Raw genomic sequence first — 20,129 nt, 5'->3', positions numbered from 1 at the left:
GCGCGGGGTTTCTTGTTTCTGCCGACCCGGGCAGCAAAACACGGCAGGACCGGAGTGGTCCCGCCGTGAAACGTTCGCTGAAAAGGGGGTTAGCGAGCAGTGTCGGTGAGCGGGTTCTTCACCCAGCTCATCATGTCGCGAAGCTGCGCGCCGGTCTTTTCAATCGGGTGCTGCGCAACCTTCTCGCGCAGGCCCTCAAGCTCTTTGTTCCCGCCCTCGACGTTGGCCACCAGACGCTTGGTGAAGGTGCCGTCCTGGATGTCCTTGAGGATGTCGCGCATCCGGTCCTTGGCACCGTCGTCGATCACTCGCGGCCCGGACAGGTAGCCGCCGAACTCAGCGGTGTCAGACACCGAGTAGTTCATGTTCGCGATGCCGCCTTCGTAGATGAGGTCCACGATGAGCTTCATCTCGTGCAGGCACTCGAAGTAGGCCATCTCCGGCTCGTAGCCCGCCTCGACCAGCACCTCGAAGCCCTTCATGATCAGGTCTTCCAAACCGCCGCAGAGCACCGCCTGCTCGCCGAAGAGGTCGGTGACGGTCTCCGCCTCGAAGGTGGTGGGGATGACGCCGGCACGAGCGCCACCGATTGCCGCCGCGTAGGACAGCGCCAGCTCGCGGCCGTTGCCCTGCGGGTCCTGCTCCACAGCGATCAAGCACGGAACGCCCTTGCCGTCGGCGAAGGTGCGGCGGACCAGGTGGCCCGGGCCCTTCGGCGCGACCATTGCGACGGTGATGTTCTCTGCCGGCTTGATCAGACCGAAGTGGATGTTCAGGCCGTGACCGAAGAACAGCGCGTCCCCATCCTTGAGGTTCGGCTCGATGTCCTCGGTGAAGATCTGCGCCTGGGAGGTATCCGGGGCCAGCACCATGATGACGTCCGCCCACGCAGCCGCGTCAGCGTTGGTCTTGACTTCGAAGCCAGCTTCGCGCGCCTTCTCGGCGGACTTGGAGCCCTCTCGCAGGCCGACGACAACCTCAACGCCAGACTCGCGCAGGTTCTGCGCGTGCGCGTGGCCCTGGGAGCCGTAGCCGATGATCGCGACCTTCTTGCCCTGGATCAGGGACAGGTCTGCGTCGTTGTCGTAAAGCACGTCGATTGCCATGTATACGTCACTTCCTTCAAATTGTGAGACGGTCATTTCACATTATGACACAACCGCCATCTGGGGTTGCGGATTTAGTCGCCCTTTGCCATCGTCTTGGCCCCGCGCGAAAGCGCGACAGCGCCAGAGCGAGCGAGTTCGCGAATGCCGAAGGTTTCCATCACCTCGAGGAACGCCTTCAGCTTGGCGGAGTTGCCGGTGGCCTCGATGATTACCGAGTCAACCGACACGTCGATCACGCGCGCACGGAAGAGGTTCGCAGCATCCACCACCTGCGGGCGCGTCAGGTTGTCCGCCTTCACCTTGACCAAAAGCAGCTGCCTGCCCACCGACGTGGCGTCGTCAAGCTCAAGCACCTTGTGCACCTGGATGAGCTTGTAGAGCTGCTTGGTGATCTGCTCGACAGCGTGCTCCGTCGCGTCGACGACCACCGTCAAGCGGTTGATACCCTCTGCCGCCGTCTTCGCGGAAACGAGCGACACCAGGTTGTAGCCCCGGCGCGTGAACAGCGCGGTGACGCGGGTGATGATGCCGTCGACGTCGTCAACGAGCACAGACAGCGTGTGGCGGGTGATGGTTTCTTGCTCAGCCATGTTTAGTTCTCCTCCTGCTCGAGGGCTTCGATGGTGTCGTTGATGGCCTCAGGCGTCTCGGCCGCGGACTCCTCCTCGCCGAAGAACGGGCGCAGGCCGCGCGCGTACTCGATCTCGGAGTTGGAGGTGCCTGCCGCGATCATCGGCCAGACTTGGGAGTCCTCTCCCACGACAAATTCCACCACCACGGGGCGATCGTTAATCTCGCGGGCGCGTTGGATCGCGTCCTCCACCTCGTCCGCGGATGTGACGCGGAAGGACACGGCACCAAGCGCCTCAGACAGCTTCACAAAATCCGGGACGTAGACTTCGCCGCCGAGCTTCGTGTGCGAATAGTTGCCCTCGTAGAACAGGGTTTGCCACTGGCGCACCATGCCCAGGTTGCCGTTGTTGATGAGTGCCACCTTGATGGGGAACCCCTCCAGCGCGGCGGTGGTGATCTCCTGGTTGGTCATCTGGAAACAGCCGTCGCCGTCGATGGCCCACACCTCCGCGTCCGGATTGGCCGCCTTCGCGCCCATGGCAGCGGGGATGGAGAAACCCATCGTGCCCGCGCCGCCGGAGTTGATCCAGTGCCGGGGCTTTTCGTAGTCGATGAATTGCGCGGACCACATTTGGTGCTGCCCCACGCCGGAAACGTAAATTGCGTCGGGCCCGGCAACCTTCGACAGCGTCTCGAGAACGAACTGCGGAGCGAGCGAGCCGTCCGCATTCGGCTCGTAGCCGCGGGGGAACCGCTCCTTCAGATCCCGCAGGCGCGCGACCCACGGATCGATGCTGGGGGCCTTGACCTTGCCGCTCTCCACGAAATAGTCCGTCAGCTCGGACAAAACGCGCTTGGCGTCGCCGACAATCGGGACATCCACGGCACGGATCTTGCCCACCTCTGCAGGGTCGATGTCAGCGTGGATTACCTTTGCGTGGGGGGCGAACGTGTCAGTGTCGCCCGTGACGCGGTCGTCGAAACGCGCGCCGATGGCGATTAGCAGATCCGATTCTTGGAAGGCGCCGACGGCGGGCACCATGCCGTGCATGCCCGGCATGCCCAGGTACAGCGGGTGGGACTGCGGGAACGCACCGAGCGCCATCAGCGTGGTTGCCACCGGGATGCCCGTGGCCTCCACGAACTCGGCGAGCTGCTTGTGGGCGTTCGCCTTCACCACGCCGCCGCCGATGTAGAGCACCGGCCGCTCGGCCTGGGCGATCATCTTCGCCGCCTGCGCGATCTGGCGGTTGTGCGGTTTCGTGTTCGGCTTGTATCCCGGCAGGTCGACCACCGGCGGCCAGGTGAAATCGATCTCAGCGTTTTGGACGTCCTTCGGGATGTCCACCAGCACCGGGCCCGGCCGCCCGGTGGATGCGATGTGAAAGGCGGCGGCGATCGCCCGGGGAATGTCTTCTGCCTTGGTCACCATGAGGTTGTGCTTAGTGATTGGCATGGTGATTCCGCGGATGTCCGCCTCTTGGAACGCGTCGGTGCCTAGCAGCGGCGAGCCAACCTGTCCGGTGATTGCCACCATCGGCACGGAGTCCAGGTACGCGTCTGCAATTGGCGTCACCAGATTCGTCGCCCCGGGCCCGGAGGTGGCGATGCAGACGCCAACCTTGCCGGACGCGACCGCGTACCCCTCAGCTGCGTGGCCCGCTCCCTGCTCGTGGCGCACCAGCACGTGCCGCAGCTTCCGGGCGCGAAACAGCGCGTCGTAAAGCGGAAGCACCGCGCCGCCGGGTAGACCAAACACCATCTCCGTGCCAAGTTCCTCAAGACTGCGAACGACGGCGTCCGCGCCTGTGATGCGTTCGGGCTTTCGTTTCTCTGAAGCTGCCACGGTTGAAGGCTCCTTGCTCGGTCCAAAATCGTCTACATCGCGATCTCGAACAAGAAAAGCCCCCGACGAGCGTCGAGCTCTCGAGGGCGCTTGTTCTGTGAGCGGCGTAGTAAAACGCACCCGCTACGGCAAGCGCCGTCGGGATACGATAATTACAAGTCGCTCGTTGATCACGTGGAAAAGATTACTTCCCGTGGTGGTGTCGCGCGGGTTTTTATTCACGCGAATGTTGGGGCATTTCCTATCGACGCCCCAAAGGTGACTACCATCGCCAACTATGACTGGCACGCCGGAACGCAACCCGCACGTTTTCAGACCGACGAGAGAACACATCCTCGCCATCGTGATTGCAACCGGTATCGCGCTCATGGGCATCCTCTGGGCGCCGAAGTACCTGGCGTGGCTGCTCATTTTTCCCGCTCTCTGGCTGGCGTGGGTCCTAGCATCCTCCACCACCGTCGACGACCGCGGCATCACCGCGAAGTACCTCTTCCGCAAAAACGTCACGTTACCGTGGCGGGATCTTTCCGGGCTTTCGTTCACAGGCATGTCCGTGAGCGCTGTGACGGCGAGTGGCGCGGAGCACCCGCTGCCCGGCGTGACGTTTAACTCTCTGCCGGATCTCGCCGAGGCGTCAAACGGCCGTATTACCGATGCCATCACCGCAGCCCGCGAAGCTGCGGACGGCAAGTACGAGATCATCGATAAGGGAGGCAACAAGGTGCTGCTCAGCCGCGAAGAGTACGACGAATATGTCGCCGCCCACCCAGACCTGCCAGGCCCGCGCCCTGCTGCATCTGAGACCAAACCCGATACGAAGGAGTAACACCGTGATTCCGCTTCGCTCACGCGTCACCACCGTCGGCCGTCAGGCCGCAGGCGCTCGCGCCCTGTGGCGCGCAACCGGCACCGGCGAAAACGAGTTTGGCAAGCCCATCGTGGCCATCGTGAACTCCTACACGCAGTTCGTGCCCGGCCACGTCCACCTGAAGGAGGTGGGCGACATCGTCGCCGAGGCCGTGCGCGCTGCCGGCGGCGTCCCCAAAGAGTTCAACACCATCGCTGTCGACGACGGCATTGCCATGGGCCACTCCGGAATGCTCTATTCCCTCCCCTCGCGCGAGATCATCACCGACAGCGTCGAGTACATGGTCAACGCCCATACCGTGGACGCGATGGTGTGCATCTCCAACTGCGACAAGATCACCCCGGGCATGCTCAACGCCGCGATGCGCCTGAACATCCCGGCCGTGTTCGTCTCCGGCGGCCCAATGGAGGCCGGCAAGGCGTTTTCGGTCGGTGGGGTGACTAAGCCGAAGTCCGACCTCATCGATGCAATCTCGCTGTCCGCCAACGACGATGTCACGGATGCCGAGCTGGACAGCATCGCCAACAACGCCTGCCCCACCTGCGGGTCGTGCTCCGGCATGTTCACCGCGAACTCCATGAACTGCCTGACGGAAGCGCTCGGCCTGTCGCTGCCCGGCAACGGCACCACCCTGGCCACCCACACCGCGCGGCGTGACCTGTTTGAAAAGGCCGGCCGCACCATCATGGAGCTCTGCGATCGCTACTACGGTCAGGGCGACGAATCCGTCCTGCCGCGCAATGTGGCAAACGAGCGCGCCTTCCGCAACGCGATGTCGCTGGACATGGCGATGGGCGGATCCACCAACACTATCCTGCACATCCTCGCCGCCGCCCAGGAGGGCGAGATCGATTTCGACCTTTCTGACATCGACGAGCTGTCGCACCAGATCCCGTGCCTGTCCAAGGTCGCGCCCAACGGCGACGCCCACGTTGAAGACGTTCACCGAGCCGGCGGCATCCCGGCAATCCTGGGCGAGCTCAACCGGGCAGGCCTCCTGCACGAAGACGTGCACTCCATCGCGTACCCGTCGCTCAACGAGTGGCTCGCCGACTGGGACATCCGCGGTGGCAGCGCCACCGACGAGGCCGTGGAGCTGTACCACGCCGCACCCGGCGGGCAGCGCACCACGAAGGCGTTCTCCCAGAGCGCTCGGTGGTCCGACTTGGACACAGACGCCCACAACGGCGTGATCCACGACGTCGAGCACCCCTTCACGTCCGACGGCGGCCTCGTGGTGCTTCGTGGCAACCTCGCCCCGGACGGCGCGATCTTGAAGACCGCCGGCGTGGAAGAAGGCCTGTGGGAGTTTTCCGGGCCTGCCCGCGTGGTGGATTCCCAGGAGCAGGCGGTATCCATGATCCTCAACCGCGAGGTGCTCGAAGGCGAGGTCGTGGTGATCCGCTACGAAGGACCCGCAGGTGGTCCGGGCATGCAGGAGATGCTCCACCCCACCTCGTTCCTCAAGGGAGCTGGCTTGGGCAAGAAATGCGCCTTGATCACCGACGGCCGCTTCTCCGGCGGCACGTCAGGCCTGTCCATCGGCCACATCTCCCCCGAAGCTGCCGCTGGAGGCTTGATCGGGCTGATTGAGAACGGCGACACCATCGCCATCTCGGTTTCCAACCGCGAGCTGAAACTGGATGTGGACGAGGCGGAGCTGCGCAAGCGCCGCGAAGCGATGGAAGCTTCCGACAACCCGTGGACGCCGAACCGCGTCCGTGAGGTGTCGAAAGCCTTGCGCGCGTACGCAAAAATGGCCACCAGCGCCGACAAGGGCGCGGTGCGCCAGGTTGATTAATTAGGCGAACGGGTTGATCTCGGTGCCGAACCACCAGATCAGCCCGGCCGCCACCAGGCCGATCAGGGCGCAGATCCAGCTCGAGGCCAGCGGTCGCTTCGCCCAGCCACGGGAGGCGTCAACACCGTAACGGCCCGGGCCGGTGAACTGCACGGCGAGGGACGCAGCAAGCAGCATGATCGGCACCCACGTTTCCGGTGACCACGCAAAGACGTTGAAGCCATCCGTCTGGGTGTCGAAGGCATGCAGGGCCGTGAACCCGGTCACCGCGATCGCGACGAGCGCTGCCACTGGTGTGAGCAGGCCGAGCACCAGGAACACGCCTGCCGCGAGCTCAAGGGTGGGCACCATTACGGCCAACGCGTCCCCGTAGGGGTAGTTGGCGTACGCGGATTCCAGGCCGGAAATTCCCTCGTTGCCGCCGAGGCGGAAGAACGTGCCAATCGAATCGATGATTAGAAACGCGCCCAACGCGAGGCGCAGCAAGAACAAACCGAAATCTGTGGTGCCGCGGCGAGCGTCTTCCGTTGCTACGACAGTTTCCACGGGCTCCGTGTAAACGGGCTCGGTGGCATCCACCGCGTAGGCCGGCTCACGATCCACCGCCACTGTTTCCGTCGGCGCTTGAAACGTCTCCGTATCTGCCGGGGCGTCCGGAATCAACGGGCCGGTGTTCTGCTCGCTGCGCGGGAAGATCTCGGTCGGGGCGGCCTTACCGGCACGGGCGTACAGGCCGTCGGTGGCGCCGTTGGTGTCACCGGAGTACTCCGGCACGTCCGGGGTATCCAAGTTGCTCAGGTCCTGTTGTTCGTGGGGCGTGAGATCGCGGGGGTTAGTAGCCATGCCCAACAATCTATGCGAAACACCTGCCTATTCCTTGGTAACGCGCCGATCGTGAACGAATTGCACCGTCGTGCGCTGCGGTGTTGGCAGCGGAAACCTGTGGACGTCGGTTAGCACTGGCCCCGTATTGCTGTTACCGTCGTGACCGCTCTTTTCGCTGTTACATCTATTGAGGATCATTATGGGTAAAACATTCAAAGTCGCCCTAGCGCTGGTGGGCCTCACCGTCGGCGCGGGCTTCGCATCGGGCCAGGAGGTGATCCAGTACTTCTTGTCCTTCGGCTACTGGGGCATTGTGGGTGCCGCCATCGCCGGTATCACCATCGCCGTGTTCAGTGGCTGGGTCTACCAGCTGGGCTCGTACTACTTGGCGGATGACCACAGCGCGGTGTTCAAGAGCGTCTCGCGCCCGTGGATAGCGAAGTACATGGACATCACCACCATGTTCACGCTGTTCTGCATAGGCTTTGTCATGGTGGCCGGCGCCGGCGCGAACCTCGAGCAGCAGTTCGGCCTGCCTACCTGGGTCGGGTCCGCCATCATGGTGGTGCTGCTGCTCCTGTCCGGTCTGCTGGACGTGGACAAGCTAACCAGCGTGATCTCCTTTATCACGCCGCTGCTTATCATCTGCCTGCTCGCCGCGTTCGTGATCACGCTCACCGACATGCCGGATAACGTCGGCCGGATCAACGAGATCGCGCAGACCAACCCGCACGCCTCCGGCACCTTCGACAACTGGCTGATCACCGCGCTGAACTACGCCACGCTGGTGATGATCATGGACACCTCCATGATGCTCGTCTTCGCCGGCTCCCACATGAACCCGGCCCAGGCCGGAAAGGGCGGCCTCCTCGGCGGCATCATGTTCGCGGTTCTGCTGCTCATCCTCACGTTCGTGCTGTTCATGAACATGGAGCACGTCATGGGCTCCGACCTGCCGCTGCTTAAGGTGTTCGACAACATGCACCCGACCGTGGGCGTGTTCGTGTCGATCGTCATCTACCTAATGATCTACAACACAGCCGTCGGGCTCTTCTACGCCCTGAGCCGCCGCCTGAGCCACGACAAGCCCGGGAAATTCCGCCCCTACTACGCCGTTGTCGTGCTCATCGGGTTCGCGCTGTCGTTCATCGGCTTCGCAGACCTGGTCGGCTGGGTCTACCCGGTGCTGGGCTACCTCGGCTTGGTCCTTGCCATTGTCATGGGTGTCGCGTGGTTCCGCGACCGCGAGAACATCCAGGACGAGACGGGCCGCCGCGAGCGCCTCGCCGAGCTGGCCGAGACGCAGCTGAACCCGGCCTCTGACGACCTGACCCGCGCCGAACGCGCCGAAGTGGACGAGCTCGCCTCCAACTCGCACGTCGACGACCAGGAACTGTGGCAGTCCGTGCAGGAAGAGGTCGCCGCCGACCTGCACGCAGACTCCTCCAGCGAATTTGACCTCAAGGACGTCCCCGCCCTCAACCCAGAATCCAAAGCCTACGATGGCGCTCCCGCAACCCCGGGCGACTCGATCCACTGGGAGTCCTACGAGGAGATGTACAAGACCGGCGAGTTCCCCGCCGTCGAGCCCGACAACAAATAAGCATTCGCTTTACGACGTCTGCTCCGCCCCAGCCAACGCAATTTGGCCGGGGCGTTGTCGCGCATTGGGGGTACTGCCGTACGGGCTAGACGCGTAACTCGCCGTTTCAGCCACACATGGTGAAAGGCGGATGGTGAATCCCCGCCTCAAACGAGGGCGGGATCAAGTGGTTAATGCGCCACGTTTGAATAGTTGCTCGAGTATCTCACGTGGTGTCGCCCCGCCGAGGACTTGTCGGGGTGTGTCGTTGAGTTCGTTTTGTACCCAAGCGACATGCTCAGGTGTGACGGTGGCGAAGTCGGTGCCTTTTTTGTAGAAGCGGCGCCGGATCTCACCGTTGGTGTTTTCGTTCGTCGGCCGCTGCCACGGCGAGTGCGGATCGCAAAAGTACACCTCGCAGCCGTCCTTGATGCGCACACGTGCGGTTTCAGCCATCTCTACGCCTTGGTCCCAGGTGATGGTTTTCAACTGCTCAGCGTTGAGGTCTTTGATCATGTGCTGGATCGTTTCGATCACCGTCATCGATGTGTGCTCGGTGGGCAGATGGCCAAGCAGGGTGTATCGGCTGGTGCGCTCGACCAGGGTAATCAGCGCGCTTTTGCCGCCCTTGCCGATGACAAGATCGCCTTCCCAGTGCCCAGGCACCGCCCGGTCGTCGGCCTCCGGGCTGCGCTTGGTGATCTCAGCGCCTTTGACCCACGGCTTACCGGTTAACACACCGGCGTTGCGGGGGCGGGGGCGGGCTTTGCGCCGCTTCCCGCCGCGGATGAGCACGTCTTGGGTCTTCATCACCGCTTCAAGCTCGGCGCGCAGGCTGCCTTTGCCCTGGATGTACAAGGCACTGTAGATCGCTTCGTGAGAAATGCGCATGGTTTCATCATCGGCGAAAGCGTGCTTAAGCCACACACTGATGCGCCCGGGCGACCACCGGCGGGCAAGACAGGCCACCACCACAGCGCGAAGCTGCGGGTTGTCGTCGAGCTTGCGTACCTTCGGCCGACACGCACGCGCCTTGGCACCCACGCCGGCACGCCGGGCGTTGTAGTACACCGTGACCTCGCCGTCATCGCCGGCAACTTTCCACCCGTTGCGGGCAATTTCCCGGCTGATCACGCTATGGTGGCGCCCCAGAAGCGTTGCGATCTGTCTCGCTGAACGGCCCTGGCTGCACCCGTGCTGGATCGTCAGGCGGTCTTCAAACGACAGCCGGACCCCGCGGCCTACGTTCACACAGTCCTCGGCATAGTCGGCAGGCACACTGCCTGCTCGCGTTTTCATTGGTGCTGGCACGCCATCAACTGTGCTGTGTGCAGAGGCCTTTGACGCGCACGCCTCCGGCGTGTCCGCGCGCTGAGGCCCATCACGGTGTTTCACCGCTTTCACCTGGCGTGCTTGCCGCACCCAGCGAAATACCGTGTTAGCCGACCGATCGAATGCCGCAGCAACTGAATCAACCTGCTCACCAGCCATTACTCGCTCGACCGCATCAGCTTTCTGCTGCGGGGTGATGCGGGGCTTTCGCTGCAATTCGGTAACCACACCGGCTTTCGCCAACCGCGGGTACAACGCACCCGGTGACATCCCCAACGCCGCAGCGGCATCCGGCACCGACATCCCCGAGGTCACTAACGCCACCGCGTCATCGAGGCGCTGGTCGCGCTCACGCGCTAACGCCTTCGTCGGCGCGACAGCACCGGCTTGTTTGACCCATCTGTACACGGTCTGGAATTTCACACCGGCATCGCGGGCGATCTCGCTGACGTCGTCGCCTGCAACCACCCGCGCCACCGCAGCGGCCTTGGTATCTTTCGGAGTCCAACGATGAGCCATAACAACCTCCCGGTCGTGGTGGCGCATTCACCCACTGACAACTCCGAGGGTATTCACCATCCGCCTTTCACCTTTTAAAACCGAGCCCCGGCGGGCGCCTTCTTCGGGGCGGTACCTACTCCGCGAGCTTCTTCGCGATGAGCTGGTTGACCTGGCCCGGATCCGCCTTGCCCTGCGTCGCCTTCATCACAGCACCAACGATCGCCCCGGTGACCTTTGTGTTGCCGGCGCGGTACTTTTCCACGATGTCCGGGTTCGCGGCCAGCGTCTCGTCGACGGCCTTCTCAATCGCACCATCGTCGCGCACGACCTCGAGGCCGCGGGCTGCAACGACCTCGTCGACGGTGCCCTCGCCGGCGATCACGCCGTCGATAGCCTGGCGGCCCAACTTGGTGGTCAACTTGCCGTCCTTGACCAGCTCCACCACGCGAGCAACGTCCGCGGGGGTCACCCCAAGCGCGTCAAGGTCCGTGCCAGCTTCGTTGGCCTTGCCGTTAATGTAAGAGACCCACCACGCGCGGGCCTCGTCGGGCGTGGCGCCGGCCTCGACGGTGTCCACGATGAGGTCCAGGGCGCCGGCGTTGACCAGGTCGCGGAACTCCTTTTCCGGCAGCTGCCACTCCTTTTGAATGCGGGCGCGTCGCACCCACGGCAGCTCCGGCAGCGTTTGCCGGATCTCTTCGACCCACTCCGGCTTGGCAATGACCGGCGGCAGGTCCGGGTCGTTGAAGTAGCGGTAATCCGAGGCCTCTTCCTTTGGGCGGCCCTTCGAGGTGGTGCCGTCCTTCTCTTGATAGTGGCGGGTCTCCTGCACGATCTCCCCACCGTCCGCCAGGACGGCGGCCTGGCGCTGCATCTCGAAGCGCACGGCCTGTTCAACGGACTTCAGCGAGTTGATGTTCTTCGTCTCGGTGCGGGTGCCGAATGCCTCCTGCCCGATCGGGCGCAGGGACACGTTCGCGTCGCAACGCATGCTGCCCTGGTCCATGCGCGCGTCGGAGACGCCGAGGGCCTTGACCAGCTCGCGCAGCGCACCCACGTAGGCCTTGGCTACCTCGGGTGCGCGCTCGCCGGCGCCGGTGATCGGCTTGGTCACGATCTCGATCAACGGGATGCCGGCGCGGTTGCAGTCAACCAGCGACGCGGTCGCTCCGGTGATGCGGCCGGAAGCGGAGCCCAGGTGGGTCAGCTTGCCGGTGTCCTCCTCCATGTGCGCGCGCTCGATCTCCACGCGCCACTCGGTGCCGTCCTCGAGCACGACATCGAGGTAGCCGTCGTAGGCGATCGGCTCGTCGTACTGGGAGATCTGGTAGTTCTTCGGCTGGTCCGGATAGAAGTAATTCTTGCGGGCAAAGCGCGAGGATTCAGCGATCTTGCAGTTGAGCGCCAAGCCAATTTTGATGGCCCACTCCACACCTTTGGCGTTAACCACGGGCAGCGCGCCCGGGAGCCCCAGCGAGACCGGGTCGATGTTCGTGTTCGGCTCCGCGCCGAAGTGGGCGGAGGAGGTGGAAAACATCTTTGTCTCGGTGGCCAGCTCGACGTGCACCTCGAGGCCCATCACGGGGTCGTACTTTTCCAGTACCTCGTTGTAATCCATCAGGTCGTAGGCAGTCATGGTTGCTAAGTGTAGTGCCATCAGTCCCGCGCTTGGCGCATAGCTCTGGCTACCGTTCCAGCTGCTCTGGCGCCTCCTGCGATCGACGATCGCGCGCCCGGAAAATGAGCGCCAGGACAGCCCCGGAGATGTTGTGCCAAACGGAGAACACCGCGCCTGGAAGGGCGGCGAGCGGGCTTAGGTAACTGGCGGCGAGCGTGGTGGCCAGACCGGAGTTTTGCATGCCCACCTCTACGGCCATTGTGCGCGAGGACTGTTCTGTCTGGCCCGTAGCCTTGCCAGTGGCGTAGCCCAACGCGTAACCAATGGCGTTGTGGAGCACGACCACGAGTAAGACGACGGGGCCGGCCTGGGCGAGTTTGTCACGGCTACCGGCCACGACAATGGCGACGATGATTGCGATCGCGATGACCGAGACCCACGGCAGCACCGGCACAACGGCCGCCACAAGGCGCGGCGCGGCCAGGCGCACCAGCAGGCCGAGGCCGACGGGCAGGATCACCATTTTCACGATCGACCACGCCATTGGGCCTGCGCTGACGTCCATGTGCTCACCGGCCAGCCAAAGTGTGAGCAGCGGGGTGAAAATCGGGGCGAGCAGCGTGGAAACCGATGTCATCGTCACCGACAGGGCTACATCGCCGCGGGCGAGATAGGAGACGACATTCGAGGATGTCCCGCCGGGCGCGCAGCCGACGAGAATTACGCCGGCAGCGACCTCAGGAGGCAAACGTAGCACCCAGGCCAGCGCGACCGCGGCGAGCGGCATGATGACAAACTGCGCGATCACGCCGATAACGACGGGCAGTGGCGTAGAGGCGATAAAAACAAAGTCCTTGCCGGTCAGGGTGAGCCCCATGCCAAACATGACGAGGCCGAGCAGCCACGTGGTCCAGCCCGAAATAGGCTCGACCACTCCCGGCGCGGCGAATCCGATCGCGCCGCCCGCGATGACGAGGAGCGGGAAGCCGAGCGTAGCGACGAACGCTGAACGTTCTTCCGCATGTGCGGTTCGTGCGAACTGTTCTGATTCCATACTGTGAACTGTAATGCCCGCATGGCAATACGTAGCCCTGGCCTACGGCGTTGATGCTCACGATGAATCACCGGCGGGAGCAGGCCAGCCGGTCGTGCATTTTATCGGCTAAAGCAGACTATCCAGCGGGCGCCCCGGATTACATTGGGCGTATGTGGACCGATGAAGTGCGCGAACTTAAGCGCGAACGAAACGCCGTCATTCTGGCGCATAATTACCAAATTCCGGAGATCCAGGACATCGCCGACTTCACCGGCGATTCACTCGCGCTATCTCGTATCGCCGCCGACACCGACGCAGACGTGATCGTGTTCTGCGGTGTGCACTTTATGGCGGAAAGCGCCAAGATCCTCAGCCCCGACAAAACGGTGCTCATCCCGGACCAAAATGCTGGATGCTCGCTGGCGGACTCCATCACCGCTGAGCAACTTCAAGAATGGAAGGACGAGCACCCTGGTGCGGTCGTCGTCAGTTATGTGAATACCACCGCCGAAGTAAAGGCCCTTACGGACGTCTGCTGCACCTCCTCGAACGCCGTTGAGGTGGTGAATTCCATCGATCCGGACCGTGAGATCCTCTTTTGCCCCGACCAGTTCCTCGGCGCCCATGTGAAGCGCCTGACCGGCCGCGAGAACATCCGTATCTGGGCGGGCGAATGCCACGTCCACGCGGGAATCAACGGCAAGGAGCTTGCGGAGCAAGCGGCGGCGCACCCCGATGCGCCGCTGTACATCCACCCAGAATGCGGTTGTGCGAATTCCGCGATCTTCCTCGCTGGCGAGGGGGTCATCGAGCCGGAGCGTGTGCACATGCTCTCCACCGGCGGGATGCTCGACCAAGCAGACCGCGACACAGAAGGAACTGTGCTGGTAGCCACCGAGGTGGGAATGCTACACCAGCTGCGACAGCGGGCTCCGCTGGCGGATTTCCAACCGGTGAACCCCCAGGCGAGTTGCCGGTACATGAAGATGATCACCCCAGAAAAGCTGGTTCGCAGCCTGCGGGATCTCCGCGACGAGATAACCGTGCCCGAGGACGTCGCCGCAAAGGCGCGCCAGTCATTGGAGCGGATGATCGCCATCGGCACACCGGGAAGCGGTGAGTAGACACCGATGACAACGCCTGCTCAGCCGACCCACTCCCCGCTGAATAAGGAGGCCACACTACGACTCATCCGTCTCGGTCTCGCGGAGGACTTCGCTCATGGCCCCGACGCCACATCCGAGGCGACAATCAACATGGACGCAGTTCTTACTGCGCAGGTGGTCCCCCGCCAGGACGGGACCGTCGCGGGACTCGACGTTGTGGGATGGACTATGCGCGAGATTTCCCCCGCCGTCGACGTGTCTGTGCACGCCGCCGACGGCGATCGAGTGACGGCCGGTGACTGTCTTGCTACGGTGTCCGGCCCGGCGCGCGTCATTTTGTCGGCGGAGCGGACTGCATTGAATCTGCTCACCTACGCCAGCGGCATCGCGACCGGGACTTCTGCGTGGACGGAGGTTATTTCCGGTACCCGGGCGCGGGTGAGGGATTCCCGAAAAACGCTTCCCGGCTACCGCGATTTGGCAAAGTACGCCGTGCGTTGCGGCGGAGGTATCAACCACCGCATGAGTCTGGGTGACGCGGCACTGATCAAGGACAACCACGTCGCGAGCGTCGGTAGCGCAGCCGACGCATATCGACGCACGGCCAAAGCATTCCCAGACCTCCCCCTTGAGGTCGAAGTAGATGACCTAGACCAGCTCACCGAGGTCCTGGAAATGAAGCCGAATCTGGTCATGTTGGACAATTTCGGGGTGGAAGATACGCGGGTGGCCGTCGCCCGGCGAGATGCCCTGTCTCCAGCGACGATGCTCGAATCTTCGGGGGGCTTGACGCTTGATTGCGCCCGCGCTTACGCGGACACGGGCGTTGACTTCCTCGCCGTCGGCGCGCTTACACACTCGGTGACCATCCTGGATATTGGTCTCGACGCGCTGCCCTGACCTCGGCGGATCACCTGTTCAGGCGGGCCTCGAGCGAGGTCTTTACCTCCGGCCATTCAATGTCCAGGATGGAGTAGACGCATGTGTCGCGCACGAGGCCGCTGGCGAGAATTTTGTGGCGGCGTAGCACTCCATCGAGCTTCGCACCGAGTCCTTCGATAGCCGCACGCGACTGGCGGTTCATGTAGTGCGTGCGGATCTCTACACGCAGGCAGCCGAGGTCCCCGAAGGCGCGCTGAAGCAGGAGCAGTTTCGCCGCCTTGTTGAACTTTCCGCCCTGGGCGTGTTTGGCGATCCAGGTCGATCCGATCTCGATGTTGCGATTGGTCGGATCCGGGTGGAGGAATGTCGTCACGCCGATCGCCGATCCTTCCGGGCCGACAATCGCCCACGGCGCGCGCCCCGCGATGCTGATCAGCGAGATACGCCTCGATGTACTCGGGCACTCCCCCCGGTGTCGGAATGTGGTCCTGGTACCACAAGCTCGACAGATCCCCGACGCAGTCGGCAAGGGCTTCCGCATGCTGCAGGCCAAGCGGCTCGAGAGTGACCCACTCATTGCTCAAGGTGGGGTTGTCGCAGAAAATCAACGGTGCCTCCGAAATGATGAACCACGGGCTGCGAGAGCGCCCTAGCTGTAAACCTAGGTGACCATCGCCTTCCACGTCGCATCAAATGGCGCACTTATAGGCACGCGCTGCACACGTCAGAGGTAGCCCTTATGCTGACGCGAGTGGAGTATCCCGATTTTTCTGACAGAAATACCCGATCCGGGACCCTGGGAATCGTGGCCGCCGGAGCGATCATCTTGGCGGCCCCGTTCGCGGCCCAGGCGGCAGCCAAAACAGATGAGCCCGCCACCACGGAGGTCACAGCAGGAGGCATCACGCTTCACGACGCCAACGGCGATGCCCTGCAGTGCACCCAAACATCCGCCGACGATGGTCTGGGCGACGGCACCGGCACGTGGAGTTGGGACTGTGCGGACACATACATCCAGATCCGCGCCGACTACACCATGACCGACGAGGCAGAGCGGGCCGACTCAGTCGCGCGTATGTACTGGCAGGCCACCGGTGGGGAGCAGATACGCCCGGACGAAATCGAGCACCCGGCGCCAGGTGTGTATGTTGCGCACCTCAATGATGTGTCTGTCGCCGCTGCTGAGCGAGGGGACCTCACCGCGTACGTCGCGGCGAGCCACACGGCTGGCCGGGAGATAGTCGACCGTTTTGTTGCAAAGGAGGCCCGGTAATGCCACGCACCCGCATTATGCAGATCGTCTGCAGCTTGATCATTCTCGCATGCGTGGGGCGCTACCTCTACGTGCTCGCCTCCTTGCCGTGGCGGCCCATATTCGGTGCTGCAGCAGCGGGGTTCACCCTTGCCGTCGCCGCTATCGCGTGGCTGCTATTGCGCCGTCACCCCGGGCGACCCGCCGCGGCGTGGTGGCTGCCTGCCGCCGCGCTCGCTGGGGTTGGCCTGTGCGGAGCTATCCCCTCCGTCAACACCGCCTATCTCAATGCCGCCGCTGACCTACCGGATGCCGTGACGTACCTGTTCTCCTCCTTCTCGGAGGAGACGGCCAAGCTGCTTGCCGCGCTATTTGTCATCGTGGTTTTCGCACCCGTACGCACTCCCGTCGAGGCCGCCGTGGTCGGCATGGCCGTCGGTGCCGGCTACACCATTGCGGAAACCGTGAATAACTCGGCGATCGCGGCAGTACGCGACCTTCAGTCGGACTACTTCGACGGCGTCGCGTCGATGATCGCGCTCATGGTCTTGTCCCCATTCGCGCACGCCGTGTACACCGGGCTGGCGGCGTGGGGCCTCGGGCAGTTCCTGTGCCGCACCGATCAGCCGCTGGGCTGGCGTTTCTCCCGGATTACCGGCTGGTTCCTCCTCGCAGCCGCGCTCCACGGGGCGTTCAACGCCGCCCGTGAGCTTCCCGGTGTCGCGGGTCTCATCTGCTCGATCGCGATCACGGTCTTGCTGTGGGTGCTGCTGATCTGGCTCTACCGCCGCTCCCGTGCGATCGGCCGTCAGGAACCGGTTGCCTCCCACACCTCGCGGTAGCTCTCCGCGAGCGTGGCTACCGTCTCGTGCGCGTTGAGCCCGCTGGGGTTGCCCACCACCCACACCGGCACCCCGGCAAGGGTCTCGGGCTGGAGGCCGCGGGTAGCCTTTGGTCGTCGGTAAGCATCGCGGTATGCACCGATACCTGCGAACATCACGGCCTTGGGCTGGTGCTTAGCGACGACGTCCCGCACCACCTGCCCTCCTTGCACCATTTCTTCGCGGGTGAGCTCGGACGCGCGCGGCGTCATCCGGTTCACCAGGTTGGTAAAACCAATGCCGCGCTCCACGAGCATGGCGGCGTCCGGGTCAGAAAGACCCCGGTGAGCGTGCACACGATACGGGGTTATCCCCGCGGCCTCCAGCGCGGGCCAGAAGCGATTTCCTGGGTAGGCGAAGGGCGCGTCCACCTCCTCGGTGAGGCGGCCTGGGTTGATGCCGACGATGAGGAGCCGGCAAGGATCGGGGATACGGTCATGCATGCATCCGACTGTATCTGTCCCCTGCGGCGTTGCCGGATCCGCTGTACCGTATGCGTCGTTATGAATGATTCCACCGTTTCCCGGGCGCCAGTGGTGCTCGGGACAATCCTTTGTGTCCTTGTAGCCGTGCTCCTCGTGGCTCCGCGCATACTCAGTCAGCCCGCGTTGTCGGAAGAATCGGCCGCTCCTGAAAATCCGGTTGAAATGGGCAGTGTTACCGTCGCGGACGGGGATGGCCCGCTCGTGTGCAACAACCCGTCGGGGTTCGCGCAGAGCTCGAGAATCTGGGACTGCGGCGGGACCCGCATCATGGCCCGCTCCGAGTCCACTCCTGACGACGAAGATAGGGCACTTGCCCGCGTCTACCGCGCCGCGGTCTTGGACCGCTCGGTTGATCTGGACGGCATCGAGCAACCGCGCGACGGTGTGCGGGTGAAACGCAACGGCGCCTCAGGAGACGGCGCCTTCGTTGCTGTATCCGTGCTCGACGACGCTTCTACCCGGTACTTCACCATCGGCGGCCCTGACGCGGATGAACTGGCTGACCGCGTGGTCGCCGCAGCCCCAGAGGAGCTTGAGGTGGGTGCCAAATGACACAGCGACCGGCTCTCACGCTGCGAATAATCGCGGCCATTCTCTTTCTCACGAGCGCGGCGTGGTCCGCGGCGTACCTCGCTGGCCTGCCCTTCAATTCCACTACCGCAGGTATGAGCGTTGCGCACGCAGGCGTCTGGCTGCTCATCGCCTGGCTTGCACTGCGCAACCATCCGGGACAGATGGCCCATGCGATGCCGGGGTGGGTGACCGCAGCGTTTCTCTACGGCGCCGCTCTGTATGCGCCAGCAGTCAACGCAAACGACGCCGCGGTGTCGCTGCAGGGCCGGCTTGGGTTGAGCAACCTGCAGTTCGGCCTCATCTCCCCTACCGCGGAGGAGCTACTGAAGTTCACCGCCGTGTTTGTGTTGTGCACCATGGTGATGCGCATCCAGCGTCCTGTCGAGGCCGTTACTGTCGCGATTGCTGTGGGATTCGGATTCTCCGCGGTCGAGAACGCGACGTACATTTTGAAGGGAGCGCTGGAAAACCTCAATTCCGACCTCGAGGGCTCGCTGGTCGCTGCCGGCATCCGTTGCCTTCCCACCCCGTGGGCGCACGCCTTCTACACGGGGCTAACCGCCTGGGGTCTGGGCAATTTCCTGTGCCGCACCGACAAGCCCATGCGCTGGCGCGTCGGTCAGCTGGTTGGGTGGTACCTGTTCGGGTACGCCGCCCACGCGGTGTTCAACACCGGGACTGAGCTGCCGGGCGACGTCGCGCCGATTATTGGTTTCTTCGCCACATCGATCTTTGTGTTCGCAGGCGGTATCTGGTTCTACGTGCGCAGCCGCAAAATTGGCCGTCGGACACTGGCAGGTTCTGCTGGGAACGAAGTCGCCTAGGTGAACATTGCCTTCGCGGTGACGTACCGGTGGTGAGGAACTGTCTTGAGCTTGGACACAGCGTCTTCCAGCGCGACTAGCTCGATGTCCTCGCCATGCAGCGCCACGCAGCTGCCAAATTTGCCGTTGTGGGCGGCTCGGGCGGCGTGAACGCCGTAGCGGGTGGCCAAGACCCTGTCATAAGCGGTGGGCGTGCCGCCGCGCTGGGTGTGGCCGAGTACTGTGGTGCGCACGTCGTAGCCTAGGCGCTTTTTCACCTCGTCGCCGATGATTTGGCCCATACCGTTGAACGTTGTGTGGCCGAACTCGTCTTCCTCGCCCAAGCCCGCGTCCATCGTGCCCTCTTTCGGCACCGCGCCCTCTGCCACGACGATGATGCCGTACTTCTCCCCCATCTGGAAACGACGCTCCATCGCTTTGCAGATATCGGCGATGTCGAAGGGTTCTTCGGGGATCACGGTGTAGTGCGCGCCGCCGGCCATGCCCGCGTGCAGCGCGATCCACCCCACATGGCGGCCCATCACTTCCACGATGAGGATGCGGTTGTGGGATTCCGCCGTGGTGTGCAGGCGGTCGATGGCGTCGGTGGCCACGGAAACCGCGGTGTCGAAGCCGAACGTGTAGTCGGTGGCGGCGACGTCGTTATCGATGGTCTTGGGCACGCCAACAACCGGAATGCCGTTGTCGGAGAGCCACTTGGCGCCTTTCAGGGTGCCTTCTCCGCCGATGGCGATGAGTGCATCGACCTCGGCGTCCGCGAGGTTGGCCTTGATAGTGTCGATGCCAGCTTTGAACTTGTCTGGGTGCAGGCGGCCGGTACCCAGCACGGTGCCACCGCGCAGCAGGAGGGAGTCCATGTAGGCGTCGTCGTACAGGTCGATGCGCCTGTCCTCCATCAACCCCACCCAGCCGTCGCGGTACCCGACGACTGTGGAGCCGAACTCATTGTTCGCGGTGCGGACGATGCCGCGGATGACGGCGTTGAGGCCGGGGCAGTCGCCGCCGGATGTCAAAGTGGCAAGTCGCATACCTGCA

At 63.6% G+C, this 20,129-nt stretch carries 19 protein-coding genes and 1 pseudogene; 9 read left to right on the top strand and 11 right to left on the bottom strand.

The window, feature by feature from the left end; translation table 11 throughout:
• Positions 1 to 89: 89 nt before the first annotated feature.
• The 3 genes from ilvC to CUREI_RS05185 form a co-directional block, all read right to left on the bottom strand.
• Positions 90 to 1,106, bottom strand: a complete 1,017-nt coding sequence (gene ilvC / locus CUREI_RS05195; protein WP_038611219.1) for a ketol-acid reductoisomerase — start codon at positions 1,104 to 1,106, stop codon at positions 90 to 92.
• A 74-nt stretch (positions 1,107 to 1,180) separates the two neighbouring features.
• Positions 1,181 to 1,699 (bottom strand): acetolactate synthase small subunit, encoded by a 519-nt coding sequence (gene ilvN / locus CUREI_RS05190; RefSeq protein ID WP_038611216.1) that lies wholly within the window; start codon positions 1,697 to 1,699, stop codon positions 1,181 to 1,183.
• Between the two features lie 2 nt (positions 1,700 to 1,701).
• Entirely contained in the window at positions 1,702 to 3,528 is a 1,827-nt protein-coding gene (locus tag CUREI_RS05185; RefSeq protein WP_038611213.1) for an acetolactate synthase large subunit, read from the bottom strand.
• 277 nt (positions 3,529 to 3,805) lie between these two features.
• Here CUREI_RS05185 and CUREI_RS05180 point away from each other — a divergent pair, with 277 nt between their 5' ends.
• A complete protein-coding gene (locus CUREI_RS05180; RefSeq protein ID WP_038611210.1) occupies positions 3,806 to 4,354 on the top strand; it encodes a PH domain-containing protein in 549 nt (182 codons plus the stop codon).
• A gap of 4 nt (positions 4,355 to 4,358) precedes the next feature.
• Positions 4,359 to 6,197: a dihydroxy-acid dehydratase gene (gene ilvD / locus CUREI_RS05175; RefSeq protein WP_038611208.1), complete on the top strand. Its 1,839-nt coding sequence runs from the start codon at positions 4,359 to 4,361 to the stop codon at positions 6,195 to 6,197.
• Here ilvD and CUREI_RS05170 read toward each other — a convergent pair whose 3' ends face one another.
• Positions 6,198 to 7,040: a DoxX family protein gene (locus CUREI_RS05170; RefSeq protein WP_038611205.1), complete on the bottom strand. Its 843-nt coding sequence runs from the start codon at positions 7,038 to 7,040 to the stop codon at positions 6,198 to 6,200.
• Between the two features lie 181 nt (positions 7,041 to 7,221).
• Here CUREI_RS05170 and CUREI_RS05165 point away from each other — a divergent pair, with 181 nt between their 5' ends.
• Positions 7,222 to 8,625: a YkvI family membrane protein gene (locus CUREI_RS05165; protein ID WP_038611203.1), complete on the top strand. Its 1,404-nt coding sequence runs from the start codon at positions 7,222 to 7,224 to the stop codon at positions 8,623 to 8,625.
• A gap of 162 nt (positions 8,626 to 8,787) precedes the next feature.
• On the opposite strand, the gene CUREI_RS11960 is transcribed toward CUREI_RS05165, so the two are convergent.
• The 4 genes and pseudogenes from CUREI_RS11960 to CUREI_RS05150 form a co-directional block, all read right to left on the bottom strand.
• Entirely contained in the window at positions 8,788 to 9,903 is a 1,116-nt protein-coding gene (locus tag CUREI_RS11960; protein ID WP_236627276.1) for an IS30 family transposase, read from the bottom strand.
• A gap of 111 nt (positions 9,904 to 10,014) precedes the next feature.
• Positions 10,015 to 10,455 (bottom strand): annotated as a pseudogene (locus tag CUREI_RS12620) (transposase); the annotation flags it as partial.
• Positions 10,456 to 10,570: 115 nt separating this feature from the next.
• The gene (gatB, locus tag CUREI_RS05155) at positions 10,571 to 12,094 is read right to left on the bottom strand and encodes an Asp-tRNA(Asn)/Glu-tRNA(Gln) amidotransferase subunit GatB (RefSeq protein WP_407919153.1); all 1,524 of its coding nucleotides are present in this window, start codon (positions 12,092 to 12,094) and stop codon (positions 10,571 to 10,573) included.
• A gap of 28 nt (positions 12,095 to 12,122) precedes the next feature.
• Positions 12,123 to 13,109, bottom strand: coding sequence for a bile acid:sodium symporter family protein (locus tag CUREI_RS05150; RefSeq protein WP_038611196.1), 987 nt, complete (start codon positions 13,107 to 13,109; stop codon positions 12,123 to 12,125).
• Between the two features lie 152 nt (positions 13,110 to 13,261).
• On the opposite strand from CUREI_RS05150, the gene nadA reads away from it, so the two are divergent.
• Positions 13,262 to 14,215, top strand: a complete 954-nt coding sequence (nadA, locus tag CUREI_RS05145; protein ID WP_038611193.1) for a quinolinate synthase NadA — start codon at positions 13,262 to 13,264, stop codon at positions 14,213 to 14,215.
• A gap of 6 nt (positions 14,216 to 14,221) precedes the next feature.
• Positions 14,222 to 15,097 carry a carboxylating nicotinate-nucleotide diphosphorylase gene (gene nadC, locus CUREI_RS05140; RefSeq protein WP_051952218.1) on the top strand — a complete coding sequence of 292 codons (876 nt, stop codon included), beginning with the start codon at positions 14,222 to 14,224 and terminating at the stop codon, positions 15,095 to 15,097.
• Positions 15,098 to 15,107: 10 nt separating this feature from the next.
• Here the strand turns inward: nadC and CUREI_RS12615 are convergent, their stop codons facing one another.
• Positions 15,108 to 15,452: a GNAT family N-acetyltransferase gene (locus tag CUREI_RS12615; protein ID WP_069202889.1), complete on the bottom strand. Its 345-nt coding sequence runs from the start codon at positions 15,450 to 15,452 to the stop codon at positions 15,108 to 15,110.
• Positions 15,453 to 15,884: 432 nt separating this feature from the next.
• On the opposite strand from CUREI_RS12615, the gene CUREI_RS05130 reads away from it, so the two are divergent.
• Both CUREI_RS05130 and CUREI_RS05125 read left to right on the top strand, forming a co-directional pair.
• Positions 15,885 to 16,352, top strand: a complete 468-nt coding sequence (locus tag CUREI_RS05130; protein ID WP_144242414.1) for a hypothetical protein — start codon at positions 15,885 to 15,887, stop codon at positions 16,350 to 16,352.
• Positions 16,352 to 17,173 carry a PrsW family glutamic-type intramembrane protease gene (locus tag CUREI_RS05125; protein ID WP_038611187.1) on the top strand — a complete coding sequence of 274 codons (822 nt, stop codon included), beginning with the start codon at positions 16,352 to 16,354 and terminating at the stop codon, positions 17,171 to 17,173. The genes CUREI_RS05130 and CUREI_RS05125 overlap by 1 nt, the downstream gene beginning before the upstream one ends.
• Here the strand turns inward: CUREI_RS05125 and CUREI_RS05120 are convergent.
• Positions 17,140 to 17,655, bottom strand: a complete 516-nt coding sequence (locus CUREI_RS05120) for a mismatch-specific DNA-glycosylase (RefSeq protein ID WP_038611184.1) — start codon at positions 17,653 to 17,655, stop codon at positions 17,140 to 17,142. The genes CUREI_RS05125 and CUREI_RS05120 overlap by 34 nt on opposite strands.
• Positions 17,656 to 17,859: 204 nt before the next feature.
• Between CUREI_RS05120 and CUREI_RS05115 the strand changes: the two genes are divergently transcribed.
• Both CUREI_RS05115 and CUREI_RS11600 read left to right on the top strand, forming a co-directional pair.
• Positions 17,860 to 18,249 (top strand): hypothetical protein, encoded by a 390-nt coding sequence (locus tag CUREI_RS05115; RefSeq protein WP_038611181.1) that lies wholly within the window; start codon positions 17,860 to 17,862, stop codon positions 18,247 to 18,249.
• Entirely contained in the window at positions 18,246 to 19,094 is an 849-nt protein-coding gene (locus CUREI_RS11600; protein ID WP_051952217.1) for a PrsW family glutamic-type intramembrane protease, read from the top strand. Before CUREI_RS05115 ends, CUREI_RS11600 begins: the two co-directional genes overlap by 4 nt.
• Here the strand turns inward: CUREI_RS11600 and CUREI_RS05105 are convergent.
• Positions 19,091 to 20,122, bottom strand: a complete 1,032-nt coding sequence (locus CUREI_RS05105) for an ATP-dependent 6-phosphofructokinase (protein ID WP_038611178.1) — start codon at positions 20,120 to 20,122, stop codon at positions 19,091 to 19,093. The genes CUREI_RS11600 and CUREI_RS05105 overlap by 4 nt on opposite strands.
• Positions 20,123 to 20,129 lie beyond the last annotated feature (7 nt).

Source organism: Corynebacterium ureicelerivorans (assembly GCF_000747315.1).
In the GTDB taxonomy this organism is placed as follows: domain Bacteria; phylum Actinomycetota; class Actinomycetes; order Mycobacteriales; family Mycobacteriaceae; genus Corynebacterium; species Corynebacterium mucifaciens.
This window is presented reverse-complemented; position numbering and strand designations above follow the sequence as displayed.

Bases quoted from the DNA above. Each gene is read 5' to 3' on its own strand.
- ilvC (WP_038611219.1), bottom strand. From the start codon at position 1,106: ATGGCAATCGACGTGCTTTACGACAACGACGCAGACCTGTCCCTGATC.
- ilvN (WP_038611216.1), bottom strand. From the start codon at position 1,699: ATGGCTGAGCAAGAAACCATCACCCGCCACACGCTGTCTGTGCTCGTT.
- CUREI_RS05180 (WP_038611210.1), top strand. From the start codon at position 3,806: ATGACTGGCACGCCGGAACGCAACCCGCACGTTTTCAGACCGACGAGA.
- CUREI_RS05170 (WP_038611205.1), bottom strand. From the start codon at position 7,040: ATGGCTACTAACCCCCGCGATCTCACGCCCCACGAACAACAGGACCTG.
- CUREI_RS05165 (WP_038611203.1), top strand. From the start codon at position 7,222: ATGGGTAAAACATTCAAAGTCGCCCTAGCGCTGGTGGGCCTCACCGTC.
- CUREI_RS11960 (WP_236627276.1), bottom strand. From the start codon at position 9,903: ATGAAAACGCGAGCAGGCAGTGTGCCTGCCGACTATGCCGAGGACTGT.
- gatB (WP_407919153.1), bottom strand. From the start codon at position 12,094: ATGGCACTACACTTAGCAACCATGACTGCCTACGACCTGATGGATTAC.
- CUREI_RS05150 (WP_038611196.1), bottom strand. From the start codon at position 13,109: ATGGAATCAGAACAGTTCGCACGAACCGCACATGCGGAAGAACGTTCA.
- nadA (WP_038611193.1), top strand. From the start codon at position 13,262: ATGTGGACCGATGAAGTGCGCGAACTTAAGCGCGAACGAAACGCCGTC.
- nadC (WP_051952218.1), top strand. From the start codon at position 14,222: ATGACAACGCCTGCTCAGCCGACCCACTCCCCGCTGAATAAGGAGGCC.
- CUREI_RS05125 (WP_038611187.1), top strand. From the start codon at position 16,352: ATGCCACGCACCCGCATTATGCAGATCGTCTGCAGCTTGATCATTCTC.
- CUREI_RS05120 (WP_038611184.1), bottom strand. From the start codon at position 17,655: ATGCATGACCGTATCCCCGATCCTTGCCGGCTCCTCATCGTCGGCATC.
- CUREI_RS05115 (WP_038611181.1), top strand. From the start codon at position 17,860: ATGGGCAGTGTTACCGTCGCGGACGGGGATGGCCCGCTCGTGTGCAAC.
- CUREI_RS11600 (WP_051952217.1), top strand. From the start codon at position 18,246: ATGACACAGCGACCGGCTCTCACGCTGCGAATAATCGCGGCCATTCTC.
- CUREI_RS05105 (WP_038611178.1), bottom strand. From the start codon at position 20,122: ATGCGACTTGCCACTTTGACATCCGGCGGCGACTGCCCCGGCCTCAAC.